Source organism: Alsobacter metallidurans (assembly GCF_014636935.1).
In the GTDB taxonomy this organism is placed as follows: Bacteria; Pseudomonadota; Alphaproteobacteria; order Rhizobiales; family Beijerinckiaceae; genus Alsobacter; species Alsobacter metallidurans.
Map to the genome: position 1 here is coordinate 1,910,679 of NZ_BMES01000001.1, position 16,032 is coordinate 1,926,710.

The 16,032-nt window shown below is 69.8% G+C and carries 12 protein-coding genes; 4 read left to right on the forward strand and 8 right to left on the reverse strand.

All coding sequences use genetic code 11. The features are described from left to right. Positions 1–183: 183 nt before the first annotated feature. Positions 184–1,611, reverse strand: a complete 1,428-nt coding sequence (gene gltX / locus IEV99_RS08815; protein WP_188517279.1) for a glutamate--tRNA ligase — start codon at positions 1,609–1,611, stop codon at positions 184–186. An 83-nt stretch (positions 1,612–1,694) separates the two neighbouring features. Between gltX and IEV99_RS08820 the strand changes: the two genes are divergently transcribed. Beyond that, on the forward strand, positions 1,695–4,106 hold the full coding sequence (locus IEV99_RS08820) for a ComEC/Rec2 family competence protein (protein ID WP_244643692.1): 2,412 nt from the start codon (positions 1,695–1,697) through the stop codon (positions 4,104–4,106). Positions 4,107–4,189: 83 nt separating this feature from the next. On the opposite strand, the gene lexA is transcribed toward IEV99_RS08820, so the two are convergent. The 6 genes from lexA to IEV99_RS08850 form a co-directional block, all read right to left on the reverse strand. After that, positions 4,190–4,891, reverse strand: a complete 702-nt coding sequence (gene lexA / locus IEV99_RS08825) for a transcriptional repressor LexA (protein WP_188517280.1) — start codon at positions 4,889–4,891, stop codon at positions 4,190–4,192. Between the two features lie 138 nt (positions 4,892–5,029). Continuing rightward, positions 5,030–6,247 (reverse strand): molybdopterin molybdotransferase MoeA, encoded by a 1,218-nt coding sequence (locus IEV99_RS08830; protein WP_188517281.1) that lies wholly within the window; start codon positions 6,245–6,247, stop codon positions 5,030–5,032. A 2-nt stretch (positions 6,248–6,249) separates the two neighbouring features. Further along, positions 6,250–6,744, reverse strand: a complete 495-nt coding sequence (moaC, locus tag IEV99_RS08835) for a cyclic pyranopterin monophosphate synthase MoaC (protein WP_188517282.1) — start codon at positions 6,742–6,744, stop codon at positions 6,250–6,252. After that, on the reverse strand, positions 6,741–7,577 hold the full coding sequence (gene trpC / locus IEV99_RS08840) for an indole-3-glycerol phosphate synthase TrpC (RefSeq protein WP_188517283.1): 837 nt from the start codon (positions 7,575–7,577) through the stop codon (positions 6,741–6,743). Before trpC ends, moaC begins: the two co-directional genes overlap by 4 nt. 5 nt (positions 7,578–7,582) lie before the next feature. Next, on the reverse strand, positions 7,583–8,596 hold the full coding sequence (gene trpD / locus IEV99_RS08845; RefSeq protein WP_188517284.1) for an anthranilate phosphoribosyltransferase: 1,014 nt from the start codon (positions 8,594–8,596) through the stop codon (positions 7,583–7,585). 19 nt (positions 8,597–8,615) lie between these two features. Next, positions 8,616–9,227 (reverse strand): anthranilate synthase component II, encoded by a 612-nt coding sequence (locus IEV99_RS08850; protein WP_188517285.1) that lies wholly within the window; start codon positions 9,225–9,227, stop codon positions 8,616–8,618. 211 nt (positions 9,228–9,438) lie between these two features. Here IEV99_RS08850 and glmS point away from each other — a divergent pair, with 211 nt between their 5' ends. The 3 genes from glmS to IEV99_RS08865 all read left to right on the forward strand — a co-directional run bounded on the left by glmS (position 9,439) and on the right by IEV99_RS08865 (position 13,779). Further along, positions 9,439–11,265 (forward strand): glutamine--fructose-6-phosphate transaminase (isomerizing), encoded by a 1,827-nt coding sequence (glmS, locus tag IEV99_RS08855; RefSeq protein WP_188517286.1) that lies wholly within the window; start codon positions 9,439–9,441, stop codon positions 11,263–11,265. A gap of 171 nt (positions 11,266–11,436) precedes the next feature. After that, a complete protein-coding gene (locus IEV99_RS08860; RefSeq protein WP_188517287.1) occupies positions 11,437–12,216 on the forward strand; it encodes a DUF502 domain-containing protein in 780 nt (259 codons plus the stop codon). 129 nt (positions 12,217–12,345) lie between these two features. Continuing rightward, a complete protein-coding gene (locus tag IEV99_RS08865) occupies positions 12,346–13,779 on the forward strand; it encodes a mannose-1-phosphate guanylyltransferase/mannose-6-phosphate isomerase (RefSeq protein WP_188517288.1) in 1,434 nt (477 codons plus the stop codon). Positions 13,780–13,894: 115 nt separating this feature from the next. On the opposite strand, the gene recG is transcribed toward IEV99_RS08865, so the two are convergent. Next, positions 13,895–15,997 (reverse strand): ATP-dependent DNA helicase RecG, encoded by a 2,103-nt coding sequence (gene recG, locus IEV99_RS08870; protein ID WP_188517289.1) that lies wholly within the window; start codon positions 15,995–15,997, stop codon positions 13,895–13,897. Positions 15,998–16,032 lie beyond the last annotated feature (35 nt).

Genomic DNA, 16,032 nt, shown 5'->3' on the forward strand with positions numbered 1-16,032 from the left:
CATGGCGGCGGCGGCGAGATCAGGCGGCTGTCGACGGTCCGGAAATGCCCCGAAAGGGAGACAAAACCCGGTCCCAAGATCGCAAGTTCGCCTGAAGCCTAATGGTTGCTATCGCAATTGCGAAGGCCGTTCAACCACACCGAAAGTCGGGCGGCTGCGCGTCCGGCGAGGGCCTGCGGACGCTCAGGCCTTGGCGGCCTGGCCTTCCAGCCGCGCCAGGCTCTCGTCGCGGCCCAGCACCGCGAAGACGTCGAACAATCCCGGCGAGGTTGAGCGACCCGTGAGGGCTGCCCGCAGGGGTTGCGCGACCTGCCCGAGCTTGGCCCCGGTCTGCTCCGCGAAGGCGCGAACGGCGGCCTCCGTGGAGGCGGCCGTCCAGTCGCCGAGCGCCCGCAACTGCGGCAGCAGCGCCGCGATGCGCTCGCGCCCGCCATCGGCCAGCAGCTGCTCGGCCTTTGGCTCGAGGTTGAGCGGCCGGCTTGCATAAAGGTAGTAGGCGCTGTCGATCAGCTCGATCAGGGTCTTCGCCCGCTCCTTGAGGCCCGGCATCGCGGCCACGAACTTGGCCCGCAACGCGGGATCGAGCTTGGTCGGCGCGCCGCGCGCGGGGCCGACCTCCGGCAGGATCACCTCGATGGCGGCGACCAGCTCCTCGTCCGAGCTCGCCCGCATGTAGTGGCCGTTGAGGTGCTCCAGCTTGGCGAAGTCGAAGCGCGCCGGGGACCGGCCGACGCCCGACAGGTCGAACGCCGCGATCATCTCCTCGGTGGAGAAGAATTCCTGGTCGCCATGGCTCCAGCCGAGCCGCACGAGGTAATTGCGCAGGGCGGCCGGCAGGTAGCCGAGCGCCCGATAGGCGTCGACCCCGAGCGCGCCGTGGCGCTTGGAGAGCTTCGCGCCGTCCGCGCCGTGGATCAGCGGGATATGCGCCATCACGGGCACGTCCCAGCCGCAGGCCTGGTAGATCTGCGTCTGGCGCGCCGCGTTGGTGAGGTGGTCGTCTCCGCGGATCACGTGCGTGACCGCCATGTCGTGGTCGTCCACCACCACGGCGAGCATGTAGGTCGGGTTGCCGTCCGAACGCAGCAGCACGAGGTCGTCGAGATCCTTGTTCTGCCATGTGACGCGGCCCTGCACCTGGTCCTCCACCACGGTCTCGCCCTCGGTGGGCGCCTTCAGGCGGATCACCGGCTTCACGCCGGCCGGGGCCTCGCTCGGATCGCGGTCGCGCCAGCGGCCGTCATAGCGCATGGGCCGGCCCTCGGCGCGCGCGGCCTCGCGCATCTGCTCGAGCTCCTGCTGGCTCGCGTAGCAGTGGTAGGCCTTGCCCTCCGCGAGCAGCTTCTCGGCCACCTCGCGGTGCCGAGCCGCGCGGGCGAACTGGTGCACGACGTCTCCGTCCCACGTGATGCCGAGCCACTGGAGTCCGTCGATGATCGCCGCGATGGCGGGCTCGGTGGAGCGCTCCCGGTCGGTGTCCTCGATACGCAGCAGCATCTTGCCGCCTAGGCGCTTGGCGTAGAGCCAGTTGAACAGGGCGGTGCGGCCGCCGCCGATATGCAGGAAGCCGGTCGGCGAGGGGGCGAAGCGGGTCACGACGGGTGCGGACATCGGGCGGAGCGTCTCAAAAAAAGAGGATGGCGGACGATGCAACTGCCCGTCGCTGGTCCGCAAGAGGCGGTGCTGTAGCATCAATGTCCGGCGAGGTTAAGGGCGCCGGGCGCGGGGCTATCGGGATGGGGGAGGGCGGCTGGCCGTCGAGCCGGGGCAGGGCTGCCGCGCAGGCGTTGCGCGGCGGGCGGCTTTCGGGCGTCGGCGGCGGCTGGGCCGCCTGGGGCGAGGCCGTGTGGGGCGGGCTCGCGCGCATCCGCGGGCTGTTTGAGCAGGAGATCGAGGAGCGGCGGCTCTTCCTCTGGCTGCCCGTGGCGGTCGGCCTGGGCGTGCTGCTCTACTTCTCGGCCGACCAGGAGCCGTCGATCTGGGCGCCGGGCGTCGCGGCAGCGATCGCGGCCGCCGCCGCAATAGCGCTGCGGCTCCGCTCCCGCCTCGGCTCCGGCGTCGCGATCGCGGTTCTGGCCGTGGCGGCTGGCTTTTTCGCCGCGACGCTGCGCACGCGCCTCATGGCTGCGCCCGTGCTCGACCGGGTCCGTGTCGGCAAGCTCACGGGCGTCGTCGAGGGCATGGAAACCCGCATCGCGGGCGGCAGGCTGATGATCCGCGTGCTCGCCATGGAGGGCGTGGAGCCCGCCGCGCTGCCCTATCGAGTCCGGGTGACGACGCCGAACCACCCGACCGTCAAGCCGGGCGAAACGATCCGCGCCACCGCGAGGCTCTTGCCGCCGCCCGAGCCGTCGCGGCCCGGCGGCTATAACTTTGCCCGGGACGCCTTTTTCGGCGCGATCGGGGCGGTGGGCTCGCTGGCCGGCAAGATCGAGCTCGATCCGGCGCCGGCGGCCCTCCCGCTCGACCTGCGCGTCTTTGCGGCCATCGATCGCGCCCGCAACGACATGACCGAGCGCATCGCCCGCAGCATAGGCGGGGCGGCGGGCGGCGTTGCGGCCGCCTTGGTGACGGGCAAGCGCGGGCTCATCCCGGAGGCCGTCAACGACGACCTGCGCGCCGCCGGCATCTACCACGTCGTGTCGATCTCGGGGCTCCATCTGGTGCTGGCCGCCGGCATGGTGTTCTGGCTGGTGCGCGCCGGTCTGGCGCTTTCGCCGGCGCTCGCCTTGCGGCGCCCGATCAAGAAATGGGCCGCGCTCTGCGCCATGCTGGCCGGCGCCGGCTATACTGTGTTCGCGGGCGGCGACGTCGCCACCGTGCGCTCGCTCGTGATGACGCTGGTGCTGCTGGGCGCCATCCTGGTGGACCGGCCGGCGCTCTCCATGCGCAACCTCGCGCTGGCGGCGCTGCTGATCCTGCTGATTGAACCCGAAAGCGTGCTCGCCCCCGGCTTCCAGATGTCCTTCGCGGCCGTGGCGGCGCTGATCGCCGTGTTCGAGCGACCGGGCGGCGCCGGCTCCGATCCCGAGGCCGGGACTTTTGTCGGGCTGGGGCTCGCGCCGCCCCCCGCCAAGGCGCCCGCGAAAGGCTGGCCGGCGCGCATTCTGGACGGGCTTCGCCACCATGCGGTCGGCACCGTGCTGTCCACCCTTGTCGCCGAGGCCGCCACGGGCGCCTACGGGCTCTACCATTTCCAGCGCTACACGCCCTTTGGGCTGGTCGGAAACGCGTTGACGCTGCCGCTGGTGTCGCTGGTGGTCATGCCCGCCGCGCTGCTGGGCGCGATCGCCTACCCGTTCGGGCTGGACGGGCCGATCTGGCAGATCATGGGCCTCGGCGTCGACGGCATGCTGCGTATTTCCGCGAGGGTGCATGCCTGGCCGGGCTCCACCCAGGCCATTCCGGCCTTCGGCATGACGGCCGTGCTCTGCCTGACGCTGGCGCTTCTTTGGCTGACGCTGTGGCGCACGGCACTGCGTTGGGCCGGCGTTCCGCTCGCGCTGCTCGGGGCGGGGTTGGCGGCCGCCGCACAGGCGCCGGATGTCGTGATGGCGCGCGATGGCCGCGCCCTGGCGGTGCGTGGACCCGATGGGCGCCTGGTGCTGGTCGGCCGGCAAGCCGGCGCCTTCGTGACCGAGCAATGGCTGCGCGCCGATGGCGACGTGCGCTCCGCCGGCGACGCCACCCTGGGCGCAGGCGCGCGTTGCGACACGCTCGGCTGCGTGGTGCGCCTGCCGGACGGGCGCGCGGTGTCGCAAGTGCTGGTCGCCGGGGCTTTCGAGGAGGATTGCCGGCGTGCAGCCGTGATCGTGACGCCGCTGCAGGCGCCGTCCTGGTGCAACAAGCCCCTGGTGATGGATAGAGCACGCCTCACGGCCGCCGGCGCCACGGCGCTCACCGCCACATCGGACGGCTTCACGGTGGCGAGCGAGCGCACGGCGCTGCGCGACCGGCCCTGGCTGCCGCACCCTCCGGTCAGGAAGCCGGCCGAACCTTCGGCCGCGGCGGCGAAAGCTTCTCGCTCAGCACCCGCGACGCCCGGCGGCGGAGCCGCTCCAGCCGTCGACGATCCTGACGATCCCGGCCCGCCGGCGGAGCCGTAAGCCAGACCGCGCTTCACCGGTGCTCACCGCTAAAGCGCTCGCGCCAGTCAGTCTGCCGAGCGCCCGAGGCCCTGCGGAACGCGTCAGTACTTCCGGACGAGGCTCACAAGCTTGCCCTGGATCTGCACCCGGTCGGGACCGAGCACGCGCGTCTCGTAGGCAGGGTTGGCGGCCTCCAGCGCAATGGACGATCCCTTGCGCCTGAGCCGCTTGAGGGTCGCTTCCTCGTCGTCGATCAGCGCAACGATGATGTCGCCGCTGTTGGCGTTGTCCTGCTTGCGGATCACCACGGTGTCGCCGTCCAGAATGCCGGCGTCCACCATCGAGTCGCCGCGAACCTCGAGCGCGTAATGCTCACCCGTGGACAGGAGGTCCGGCGGAAGGCTGATCGTGTGGCTGCGCGACTGGATGGCCGAGATTGGCGTACCGGCCGCGATGCGGCCCATCACCGGGACGGCCACGTTCTGGTTGGCCTCCTCGCCGAGCGGCGACTTCGGCCGGACCTTGCCGAGGTTGCCCTCGATCACGCTGGGGCTGAAACGTCCACGCGGCGCGGCGCCGGGCAGCGATTGCTCGGGCATGCGCAGCACTTCCAGCGCGCGCGCCCGATTGGGCAGGCGGCGAATGAAGCCGCGCTCCTCGAGCGCCATGATGAGCCGGTGAATGCCCGATTTGGACCGCAGCTCGAGCGCCTCCTTCATTTCATCGAAGGAGGGCGGCACGCCGTCCTCCCGCAGGCGGTCATGAATGAAGCGCAGAAGTTCATGCTGCTTTCGCGTCAACATCGCCCGATCCCGCCCTGATGGACCTTCGGGCGTCTGCGCCCGACTCAGTCAAAACAAATCACGAACAAACCATACATGTTCATTCTGTGTTCCGCAATCGTGCTGGTTCCGCGGATGCGGTACTCGACGCCGAGCGGCTCAGAAGCGAAGCACGCGGCATGCTTCGCCGGCCTTTGCGGCGGGCGCGTGCGGCGGGCGCAGCACCAGCCCGTCGGCTTGCGCAAGGATGCGCAGCATGGACGAATCCTGCACGGCGGCCGGAAAGGCGACTGGTCGACCGTCAGGGCCGGGCTCGAAGCGTGCGCGCAGGTAGTCCTGGCGGCGATCGTTGGCCGGGATGTCGGCGCCGAGCAGTCCGGGCTCGGTGGGATCGTCGCCCGCCTGCGGATCGCCCTGCAGGGAGCGTAGCAGCGGAACCAGAAACAGGCGCCCGCACAGAATGGAGGCGACCGGATTTCCCGGCAGGCCCAGGATGCGCATCGCGCCCATCTGGCCGAAGATCAGCGGCTTGCCCGGCCGCATCGCGATGCGCCAGAAACCAAGCTGCATTCCGCGCTGGGTGAGGGCGGACTGAACCAGATCGTGGTCGCCGACCGAGGCGCCGCCGAGCGTGACGAGCACGTCTGCCTCGCGCGCCAGAGCGGTCTCGATAGCCCCCTCCAGCGCCGCGAAGGTGTCCCCCGCGATGCCGAGATCGATAGGCTCGGCGCCGGCCCGGCGAGCGATCGCCGCGAGAGCGTAGGAGTTCGACGTAACGATCTGGTCCGGGCGCGCGGCCTCGCCGGGGCGCACGAGCTCGTCGCCCGTGGCCAGGATGGCGACGCGCGGCTTGCGGCGAACGGAAAGGCGCGGCTGGCCCATGGCGGCCGCCAGCGCCACCGTACGCGGGTTCAGCCGGTGCCCCGCGGCGAGAAGCTCCTCGCCGGTGCGGAAGTCGAGCCCAGCCGACCGCACGAACGCGCCCGCCGTCACCCCCTCGCGCACCGTCACGGCGTCGCCGTCCGGCGTCGCGTTCTCCTGGATCAGGATCGCGTCCGCGCCCTCCGGCACGGGCGCGCCGGTGAAGATGCGGACCGCTTCGCCGGGCCCGACCTTGCCTGGGAACGCCCGGCCGGCGGGCGCCTTGCCGATCACCCGCAGCGTGGCCCCGACCGTGGCGTCGGCCGCCCGCACCGCGTAGCCGTCCATGGCGGAAGCCGGGAAGGGCGGCTGCGTGCGGGTGGCGGCCAACGGCGCCGCGAGGGTCCGGTCGAGCGCATCTTCGATCGCGACCTCTTCGGCCGGCAGAGGCTCGGCGGCCGCGGCCAATACCCGCCGCAGCGCCTCGTCGACGGCCAGGAGCGGTTCGGCCGCCACGCTCAACCTTGCCCGGGAGGCGCGTCGGCGCGCCAGGTTCCGGATTTGCCGCCGTCCTTCTCGAGCAAGCGCACACCCTCGATGCGCATGCCGCGATCAGCCGCCTTCACCATGTCGTAGATGGTGAGGCAGGCGACCGAGACGGCCGTGAGCGCCTCCATCTCGACGCCGGTCTGGCCCGACACCTTCACGGTTCCGGTCACGCGCACGCCGGGCAGCGCGTCGTCGAGAACGAGCTCCACCGCCACTTTGGACACCATCAGCGGGTGGCAGAGCGGAATGAGCTCGTGCGTCTTCTTGGCCGCCATGATGCCGGCCACCCGGGCCACGCCGAGAACGTCGCCCTTTTTGGCGTCGCCGGCGCGGATCAGCGCCACGGTTCCGGGCAGCATCACGACGCGACCTTCCGCGACGGCGACGCGCGACGTCACGGCCTTTTCGGACACGTCCACCATGCTGGCCGCGCCGCTGGCGTCAATATGGGTGAGCTCGCTCATGCGGCGCCGCCCTGCGAGGCGGCCGCGTCGCTCACGACTTCGTCGCCAAACAGCAGCGCGCGCGTGGCGGCGGCGACGTCGGGCTGGCGCATCAGGCTCTCGCCGACCAGGAACGTGTCGATGCGCGAGGCAGACAGCCGCCGCGTGTCCGCATGCGTGAAGATGCCGCTCTCGCCCACGATGATGCGGTTCGCCGGGATTTGTGTCGCGAGGTCTTCGCACACAGAAAGACTCACCTCGAAGGTGCGCAGGTTGCGGTTGTTGACGCCTACCATCTTGGTGCCGAGCGGCAATGCGCGGTCGAGTTCGGCGCGGTCGTGCACTTCCACCAGGACGTCCATGCCGAGCTCGTGGGCCGTCTCGGTGAGGAGGCGCGCGTCCGCATCCGAGAGGCTCGCCATGATGACGAGGATGCAGTCGGCCCCCCAGGCGCGGGCTTCGAACACCTGGTAGGGCTCGAACAGGAAGTCCTTACGCAGGGCGGGCAGGCCCGAGGCCTCGCGCGCCTGGGCGAGGTATTCGGGCTTGCCCTGGAAGGAGGGCTCGTCCGTGAGCACGGATAGGCAGCTCGCGCCGCCCTCCGCATAGGCCTTGGCCAGCGAGGGCGGATCGAAATCGGCCCGGATGAGCCCCTTAGAAGGGCTCGCCTTCTTGATCTCGGCGATCAGGGCCGGGCGGCCCTGCGCGAGATGCGCCTCGATGGCGCGCACGAAGCCGCGGGGCGGGGCCGCCGCAAGGGCGCGCCGCTCGATCTCGGCCGGCGATACGCGGGCCTTGGCGGCCTCGATCTCGCGGCGCTTGTAGGCTTCGATCCTGGCGAGAATGTCCGACATGGCGCTCAGGCGTTGGACGCTGTGACGAGCCGGTCGAGCACGCCCTTCACGGCGCCGCTGTCGATCGCCTGCTGGGCCATGCCGGCGCCGTCGCGCAGCGTTTGCGCCTTGCCGGCCACCACGAGCCCGGCGGCGGCGTTCAGCACCGCGATGTCGCGATAGGGCGTCTTCTCGCCGAACACCACGGCGCGCAGCGCGGCGGCGTTGTGATCCGCTTCGCCGCCCTTCAGGTCCTGCGGGCGGGCGCGCTCGATCCCGGCTTCCTCGGGGGTAATCACGAAGCGGCGGATCTCGCCGTCTTCAAGCGCCACGACGGCGGTTTCGCCCGTTGTGGTGATTTCGTCCAGCCCATCGCGGCCATACACGACCCAGACGCGCTCGGAGCCGAGCACCTTCAGGGTCTCGGCGATAGGCTGCAGCCAGCTTTCCGAGAACACGCCTAGCACCTGGCGCTTCACACTCGCCGGGTTGGAGAGCGGGCCCAGAATGTTGAAGATCGTGCGGGTGCCGAGCTCCACGCGCACTGGCGCGACGTGGCGCATGGAGGCGTGGTGCGTGGGCGCGAACATGAAGCCGACGCCCGCCTCCGCGATGCAGTGCGTCACCTTCTCGGGCTCGAGCCCCACCTTGACGCCCAGGGCGGCCAGCACGTCAGCCGCGCCGGATTTGGAGGAGGCCGCACGGTTGCCATGCTTGGCGACCGGCACGCCGCAGGCGGCCGTGATCATGGCGGCCAGCGTCGAGACGTTGTAGCTGCCGGAGTTGTCGCCGCCGGTTCCGACGATGTCGATGGCGTCGGCTGGCGCCTGCACGCGCAGCATCTTGGCCCGCATGGTCGCGACCGCGCCCGCGATTTCGTCCACGGTTTCGCCGCGCACGCGCAGCGCCATCAGGAATGCGCCGGTCTGCGCCAGCGTGGAGCCGCCCGACAGGATGGTGTCGAAGGCGTCCTCCGCCTCCTCGCGCGACAGCGGGCTGCCGGCGGCCACCTTGGCGATAATGGGCTTGAAAGCGTCCATGGCGAGGCTCCGCAGCGGCTCAGGCGACCGCCCGCCCGCGTCTCGTCTTATTCCATTCGGATGCGAGGTCGAGGAAATTCTTGAGGATCAGCAGGCCGTGCTCGGACTGGATGCTCTCGGGGTGAAACTGCACGCCGTGGACGGGCAGGGACTTGTGCGAGAGGCCCATCACGAGCCCGTCCTCGCTCTCGGCCGTGATCGCGAGATCGGCCGGAAAGCCGTCCCGCTCCACCACCAGGGAGTGGTAGCGTGTCGCCCGGAACGGCCCGTTGATGCCGCGAAACACCGTCTGTCCGCCATGGTGGATGGTCGACACCTTGCCGTGCATCGGCAGCGGCGCGCGCACCACGCGCCCGCCGAAGGCCTGGCCCATGGCCTGGAGGCCGAGGCAGACGCCGAAGATCGGCACTTGGTCCGCCGCCTTGTCGATCACGTCGAGGATGATGCCGGATTCGCTCGGCGTTCCCGGCCCGGGCGACAGCACGATGACGTCGGGGCCGCTGGCCAGCACCTCGCGCGTGCTGATCTGGTCGTTGCGCACGACTGTCACCATCGCCCCGAGCTTGCCGAGGTCGTGGTAGAGGTTCCAGGTGAAGCTGTCGTAGTTGTCGATCAGGGTGACGGCGGTCATGCGGGCGGGTCCGGCTGCGCATTTCTTTTGCGGCGCGACGGATAGGGCGTCAAGGCGCGCCCTGCATTCCCTTCTTCCCGGCGCGGGGCGAAGGGAGCTGACCGGGCGCTTTGGCAACGCTCCTGTTACGAAGCTTCACCCAAAGTGATTTTGCGCGACGCGGGCCAAGAGCTTAAGGCTCGGCGTAGCATAACGGCTTGGGAGCAGCGGCATGTGCGGCATCGTCGGAATTCTGGGAACAACGCCGGTCGCGTCCATGATCGTGGAGGGGCTGAAGCGCCTGGAATACCGGGGATACGATTCCGCCGGCGTCGCCACGCTCGAGCATGGCCATCTCGAGCGCCGCCGCGCCGAGGGCAAGCTGCGCAACCTGGAAGCCCGGCTGCGCGAGCAGCCGCTGGACGGCCACATCGGCATCGGCCACACGCGCTGGGCCACGCATGGCAAGCCGACCGAGCGCAACGCCCATCCGCACGCCACCGACAAGCTCGCGGTGGTGCACAACGGCATCATCGAGAACTTCCGCGAGCTGCGCGCCGAGCTGGAGGCGGACGGCGTCCGGTTCGAGTCCGAGACCGACACCGAGGTGGTGGCCCAGTATGTCACCCGCGAGATGCGCCGCACCAACGACCCCGTCGCGGCTGTGGCGGCCTCGCTGCGCCGATTCCGCGGCGCTTTCGCGCTCGGCTTCGTGTTCGACGGGCAGGAGGATCTTCTGATCGGCGCCCGCCGCGGCGCGCCGCTGGCGATCGGCTGGGGGGAGGGCGAGATGTATCTCGGCTCCGACGCCCTGGCGCTGGCGCCTTTCACGGACACCATCACCTACCTGGAAGAGGGCGACTGGGTCGTCCTGCGCCGCGACGGCGCCGAGATCCGCGACGAGAACAACCAGGTCGTGAGCCGGGCGAAGCAGAAGAGCGCGGCCGGCGCCTTCCTGGTCGACAAGGGCTCGCACAAGCACTTCATGGCCAAGGAGATCCACGAGCAGCCGGAAGTGGTCGGCCGCACGCTGGCCCACTACATGGACATGGCGACCGGGCGCGTGCGCCTCCCGTTCGAGACGCCGTTCAGCTGGCGCGATCTCGACCGCATCACCGTCACGGCCTGCGGCACGGCCTATATCGCGGGCATGATCGGCAAGTACTGGTTCGAGCGCTTCGCCCGCCTGCCGGTGGAGATCGACGTCGCGTCCGAGTTCCGGTACCGCGAGGCGCCCCTGCCCAAGAACGGGCTGGCGCTGTTCATCTCGCAGTCCGGCGAGACCGCCGACACCCTCGCGAGCCTGCGCTACGCGAAGGAGAACGGCCAAAAGATCCTGTCCGTCGTCAACGTGCCGACCTCCTCGATCGCACGCGAGAGCGACGTTGTGGCGCCCACGCTGGCGGGCGTCGAGGTCGGCGTCGCCTCCACAAAGGCGTTCACGTGCCAGCTCACCGTGCTGGCCTGCCTCGCGGTGGCGGCCGGGCTGGAGCGCGGTACGCTGTCCGAGGCCGAGGGCCTGCGCCTCGTCACAGAGCTGATCGCCACGCCCGGCCTGATGGCGGACGCGCTCAAGGGCGAGCACGCCGTCGAGCAGGTCGCGCGCGACATCTCCAAGGTCACGGACGTGCTCTATCTCGGCCGCGGCACCAGCTACCCGATGGCGCTGGAGGGCGCGCTCAAGCTCAAGGAAATCTCCTACATCCACGCCGAGGCCTATGCGGCGGGCGAGTTGAAGCACGGCCCCATCGCGCTGATCGACGAGACCATGCCGGTGATCGTGATCGCGCCGCGCGACGCCATCTACGAGAAGACCGTTTCCAACATGCAGGAGGTCGCCGCGCGCGGCGGGCGCATCGTGCTGATCTCGGACGAGCATGCGGCCGCCGAGTCCGGACTCTCCGGCCTGGAGAGCGTCGTGATGCCCCCCATGGGGCCGGATTTCGCGCCGATTGTTTATGCGGTTCCGGTGCAGCTGCTCGCCTATTACGCGGCGGTGGCGCTCGGCAAGGACGTGGACCAGCCGCGCAACTTGGCCAAATCGGTCACCGTCGAATAAGTTCTCCCCGAACATGCCGGCGCTCAAGCCTGCGGTTCGCCTGAACCGGCAGGCTGGAGCACGCCTCGGTCGGACCCGATGACTCTGTCGGGCGTTCTTGGTGTATGCCGTTGATCAGTTGGCGCCCATTTCGCAGGATGCGGGATGACGTCGCGAGGAGAGCCTGTCCGAATGAGCACCGAGCCGGTCTTCAGTTCCGAGCCGAGCCTGGCGGCGTCGCCCTTCATTGCGCCTGTCCCTCCGCCCAAGCGCTCGGCGCGGCACCGCCTGCGGGCCTATTTCCTCACCGGCATCGTGGTCGCGGGGCCGCTCGCCATCACGGCCTACATTACCTGGTGGTTCATCAACCTGGTGGACGGCTGGGTGAAGCCCTTTATCCCGGCCGCCTACCTTCCCGAGACCTATCTGAAATATCCGATCCCGGGATTTGGCCTCATCGTCGCCCTGTTCGGGCTGACGCTGCTGGGCTTTCTCACCGCAAACCTGGTTGGGCGCTCGCTGTTGGATTTCGGCGAGACGCTGCTCGGCCGCATGCCGGTGGTGCGCGGCCTCTACAAGAGCGTGAAGCAGATCTTCGAGACGGTGTTCTCGCAGTCCGGGACCTCGTTCCGCACCGTCGGCCTCGTGCAGTTCCCCGCCAAGGGCATGTGGTCGATCGTGTTTCTCTCCACCCCGCCGCAGGGCGAGCTGGCCGAGAGCATGCCGGGACGCGACGAACACGTTGCCGTTTTCATGCCATGCACACCCAATCCGACCACGGGGTTCTTCTTCTACCTGCCGCGGAGCGAGGTGATCGAGCTTTCCATCTCGGTGGACGAGGGCGCCAAGCTGATCATGTCGGCCGGCCTGATCCAGCCCGACGGCCAGCGGCGGCTCGCAAAGCTCGCCGAAGCCGCAAAAACGCGCCGGCATGTCCCGGAGGCGGATGCGCCGCTCGAAGCAGCGCAGTAGACGCCGCCCTCAATAGACGTAGGCTTTAGGTGCATCTTGTCCAATAAGCCGAAACGAATTCCAGAGAATTCGAGCCTATCGTCCGGCCGAAAGCGGCGTTCGACCGCGACCATTGCAAGAGAGATCGTCATGCCGCAGGCCGTTTCCGACGCGTTGATCACACCCGTCATTCTCTGTGGAGGGTCTGGCACCCGTCTTTGGCCGGCGTCGCGCAAATGCATGCCGAAGCAGTTCATCCCGCTCACCGGCCCCCTCTCGATGTTCCAGGACACCGTGAAGCGTGTGTCCGATCCGGCCTGCTTCGCCGCCCCGATCGTGGTCACCAGCGACGAGTTCCGCTTCGTGGTCGCCGAGCAGTTGCGCGAGATCGACACGCAGGCCGAGATCGTGCTGGAGCCGTCGCCGCGTGATTCCGGCCCGGCGGTCGCGGTCGCGGCCGTGCTCGCGGGCGGGCGCCACAAGCGCGGCCTCGTCCTTATCCTGCCGTCCGACCATCTCATCCCGGACGCGGCCGCTTTCACGGCCGCATGCGTCGAAGCCGCCAAGGGCGCCCAGGACGGGTTCATCATGACCCTGGGCGTCGCGCCCACCGGCCCGGCCACCGGCTATGGCTATATTCGCCCGTCGCGTGCCACTGGTTCGGGCGGAGCGCTGGCGGTCGAGGCCTTCGTCGAGAAGCCCGACCTCGCCACCGCCAAGACCTATGTCGAGCAGGGTTATCTCTGGAACAGCGGCAATTTCCTGTTCCGCGCGGACGTGATGCTGGACGAATTGAGCCAGTTCGCCCCTGACATGCGCCGCGCCGCCGAGGCTGCCGTCGCGCAGGCGACCCGGGACCTCGACTTCCTTCGCCTCGACGGGGAGGCCTTCGCGGCCGCGCCCAAGAAGTCGATCGACTACGCGGTTCTGGAGCACACCCGCAAGGCGGCGGTGCTGCCTGTGTCGTTCCGCTGGTCGGACCTCGGCGAATGGGACGCCGTGCTGGCCAACTCCGAGCGCGACGCCAACGGCAACTCGCTCTCCGGCAACGTCCATGTGCGCGACGCCAACAACAGTCTCGTCCACAGCGAGGGCATGCTCACCGCGGTGCTGGGCCTCGACGACGTCGTAGTGGTGACCACGCAGGACGCCGTGTTGGTGACGAGCCGGGCCGCCTCGCCACAGGTCAAGGACCTCGTGGAAAGCCTGAAGGCCTCCGGCCACGCCGAGGCGACCGAGCACCTGCGCATGCACCGGCCCTGGGGCTGGTACCAGCGCGTCGACATCGGCACCCGTTTCCAGGTGAAGCGCATCATGGTGCGCCCCGGCGCCCAGCTGTCGCTGCAGAAGCACTTCCACCGCGCCGAGCACTGGGTCGTGGTGCGCGGCACCGCCGAGGTCACGCGCGACGCCGAGGTCCTGCTGCTGCAGGAAAACGAGTCCGTCTACCTGCCGCTGGGCTGCGTCCACCGCCTCACCAACCCGGGCAAGATCCCGCTGGAGCTCATCGAGGTCCAGGTCGGCAGCTACACGGGCGAGGACGACATCGTCCGCATCACGGATGTGTACGGCCGCTCGGCCTGACATCCTCCCCGTCATTGCGAGGAGCGCAGCGACGCAGCAATCCAGGCGCCGGGCCAAGAGCTCGACGCCAACCGTCTGGATTGCTTCGCTTCGCTCGCAATGACGGCTTGGCCGCTCACCCCGCACGCAGCAGCCGGATCGCGGCGTCGCGCTCGAAAAGGTAGAGCAGCACGCGCAGCGCCTGGCCGCGTTCGCCGGCGAGGTCGGGGTCCGTCGCGAGCGCCAGCTTGGCGTCGTCACGGGCGGCCTGCAGCAACTCGCCGTGCAGCTCCGGAATCGCGAGGCGAAAACCCGGCATGCCGGACTGGCGCGTGCCCAGCACGTCGCCTTCGCCGCGCAGCTTCAAATCCTCCTCGGCGATCTCGAAGCCGTCCTCTGTGCGGCGCATGGTTTCCAGCCGCGCCTTGGCGACCTCGCCGAGCGGCCCCCGGTAAAGCAGCAGGCAGCTCGACTTGCCGGAGCCGCGCCCGACCCGCCCGCGCAGCTGGTGCAGCTGCGCCAGGCCGAACTGCTCGGCGTGCTCGATCACCATGATGGTGGCCTGCGGCACGTCCACGCCGACCTCGATCACCGTGGTGGCGACCAGCACGGAGGTCTCGCCCGCCGCGAAGGCCGCCATGGCGGCGTCCTTCTCCTTTCCCTTCATCTGGCCGTGCACCAGCCCGACGCGCGGACCGAAGATGCGGGTCAGCGTCTCGAAGCGCTCCTGTGCGGCCGCAAGGTCGAGCTCCTCGTTCTCCTCCACGAGCGGGCATACCCAATAGGCCTGCGCGCCCGCCGCGATCGCCCGGCCGACGCCGGCCACCACCTCGTCCAGCCGGTCGAGCGGCACGATGCGCGTGTCGATGGGTTGCCGCCCGGCCGGCTTCTCGCGCAGCACCGAAACATCCATGTCGCCGAAATAGGACAGCACCAGCGTGCGCGGAATGGGAGTGGCGGTCATCACCAGCACGTCCACGGCCTCGCCCTTGCGCGACAAGGCGAGCCGCTGGTGCACGCCGAAGCGGTGCTGCTCGTCCACCACCGCCATGCCGAGGTCCGCGAACGCGACCTCCTCCTGAAACAGCGCATGCGTGCCGAACAGGATGTCGATCTCGCCCGCCGCCAGCGCCTCCAGGGTGGTGCGGCGGCTTGTGCCCTTGTCACGGCCCGTCAGCAGCGCGGTGCGCAGCCCGGCGGCCTCGGCGAGCGGCTTCAGCTTCTCGTAGTGCTGGCGCGACAGGATCTCGGTCGGCGCCATCAGGGCGGCCTGCCGCCCGGATTCCACCACGCTCGCCATCGCGAGCAGCGCCACCACGGTCTTGCCGGAGCCGACATCGCCCTGCAGCAGCCGCAGCATGCGCTCGGACGTCGCGAGATCGCGGCGGATGTCCTCCAGCGCGGCGGTCTGCGCGCCCGTGAGCGAGAACGGCAGGGCGGCCATGATGCGGCCCGCGATTCGGCCATCGCCGACCTGCGAGCGGCCGGCGGCCTTTTTCATGTGCTGGCGCGCCAGCAACAAGGCGAGTTGGCTCGCCAGCAACTCGTCATAGGCGAGCCGCTGGCGCGCCTTGACGTCGGGCGCCAGCGCGGCGGCCGAGATCGGGCGGTGAAGATCGCCCAGCGCGTGCGCGAAGGTGGGCAGGCGGCGCGCCCGCATCCAGGCCTCGTCCTGCCATTCTGGCAGATCGGGCAGGTTTTCTAGCGCCGCTGACGCCGCCTTGGCGACCACGCGCGGCCCGAGCCCAGCCGTGAGGCCGTAGACGGGCTCGAAGGCCGGCATGGCGGCGAGCCCGGCGGCGTCAACGATGCGGTCGGGATGCACCATCTGCAGTCGCCCGTCCCACTGCTCGAGCTTGCCGGAGATCCAGCGCTTTTCGCCGAGCGGCAGCAGTTGCTCCATGCGCCGCTGGCTGGCGTGAAAGAACACCAGCGCCACGCTGCCGGTGGGGTCGGCCACGATCACCCGGTAGGGCCCGGCGCGGCGGTTCGGCGGCCCAGGGCGGTGCTCCTCGACGGTTACCTCCAGGGTGACGATCGTGTCGAGCGGCGCCTCGGCGATGCGCGGCTTGGCGCTGCGGTCGATCACGCCGTGGGGCAGGTGAAACAGGAGGTCCAGCACGCGCGCCCCGCGCCCCGGCTCGCCGAGCAGCACGTCGAACAGCAGCGCCATTTTCGGCCCGACGCCGGGAAGGGTCGCGACGGGCGCGAAAAGCGGGTTCAGCAGGGCAGGGCGCATGGCTCGATTCGGATGGCTCGGAGGGGAGCATACAT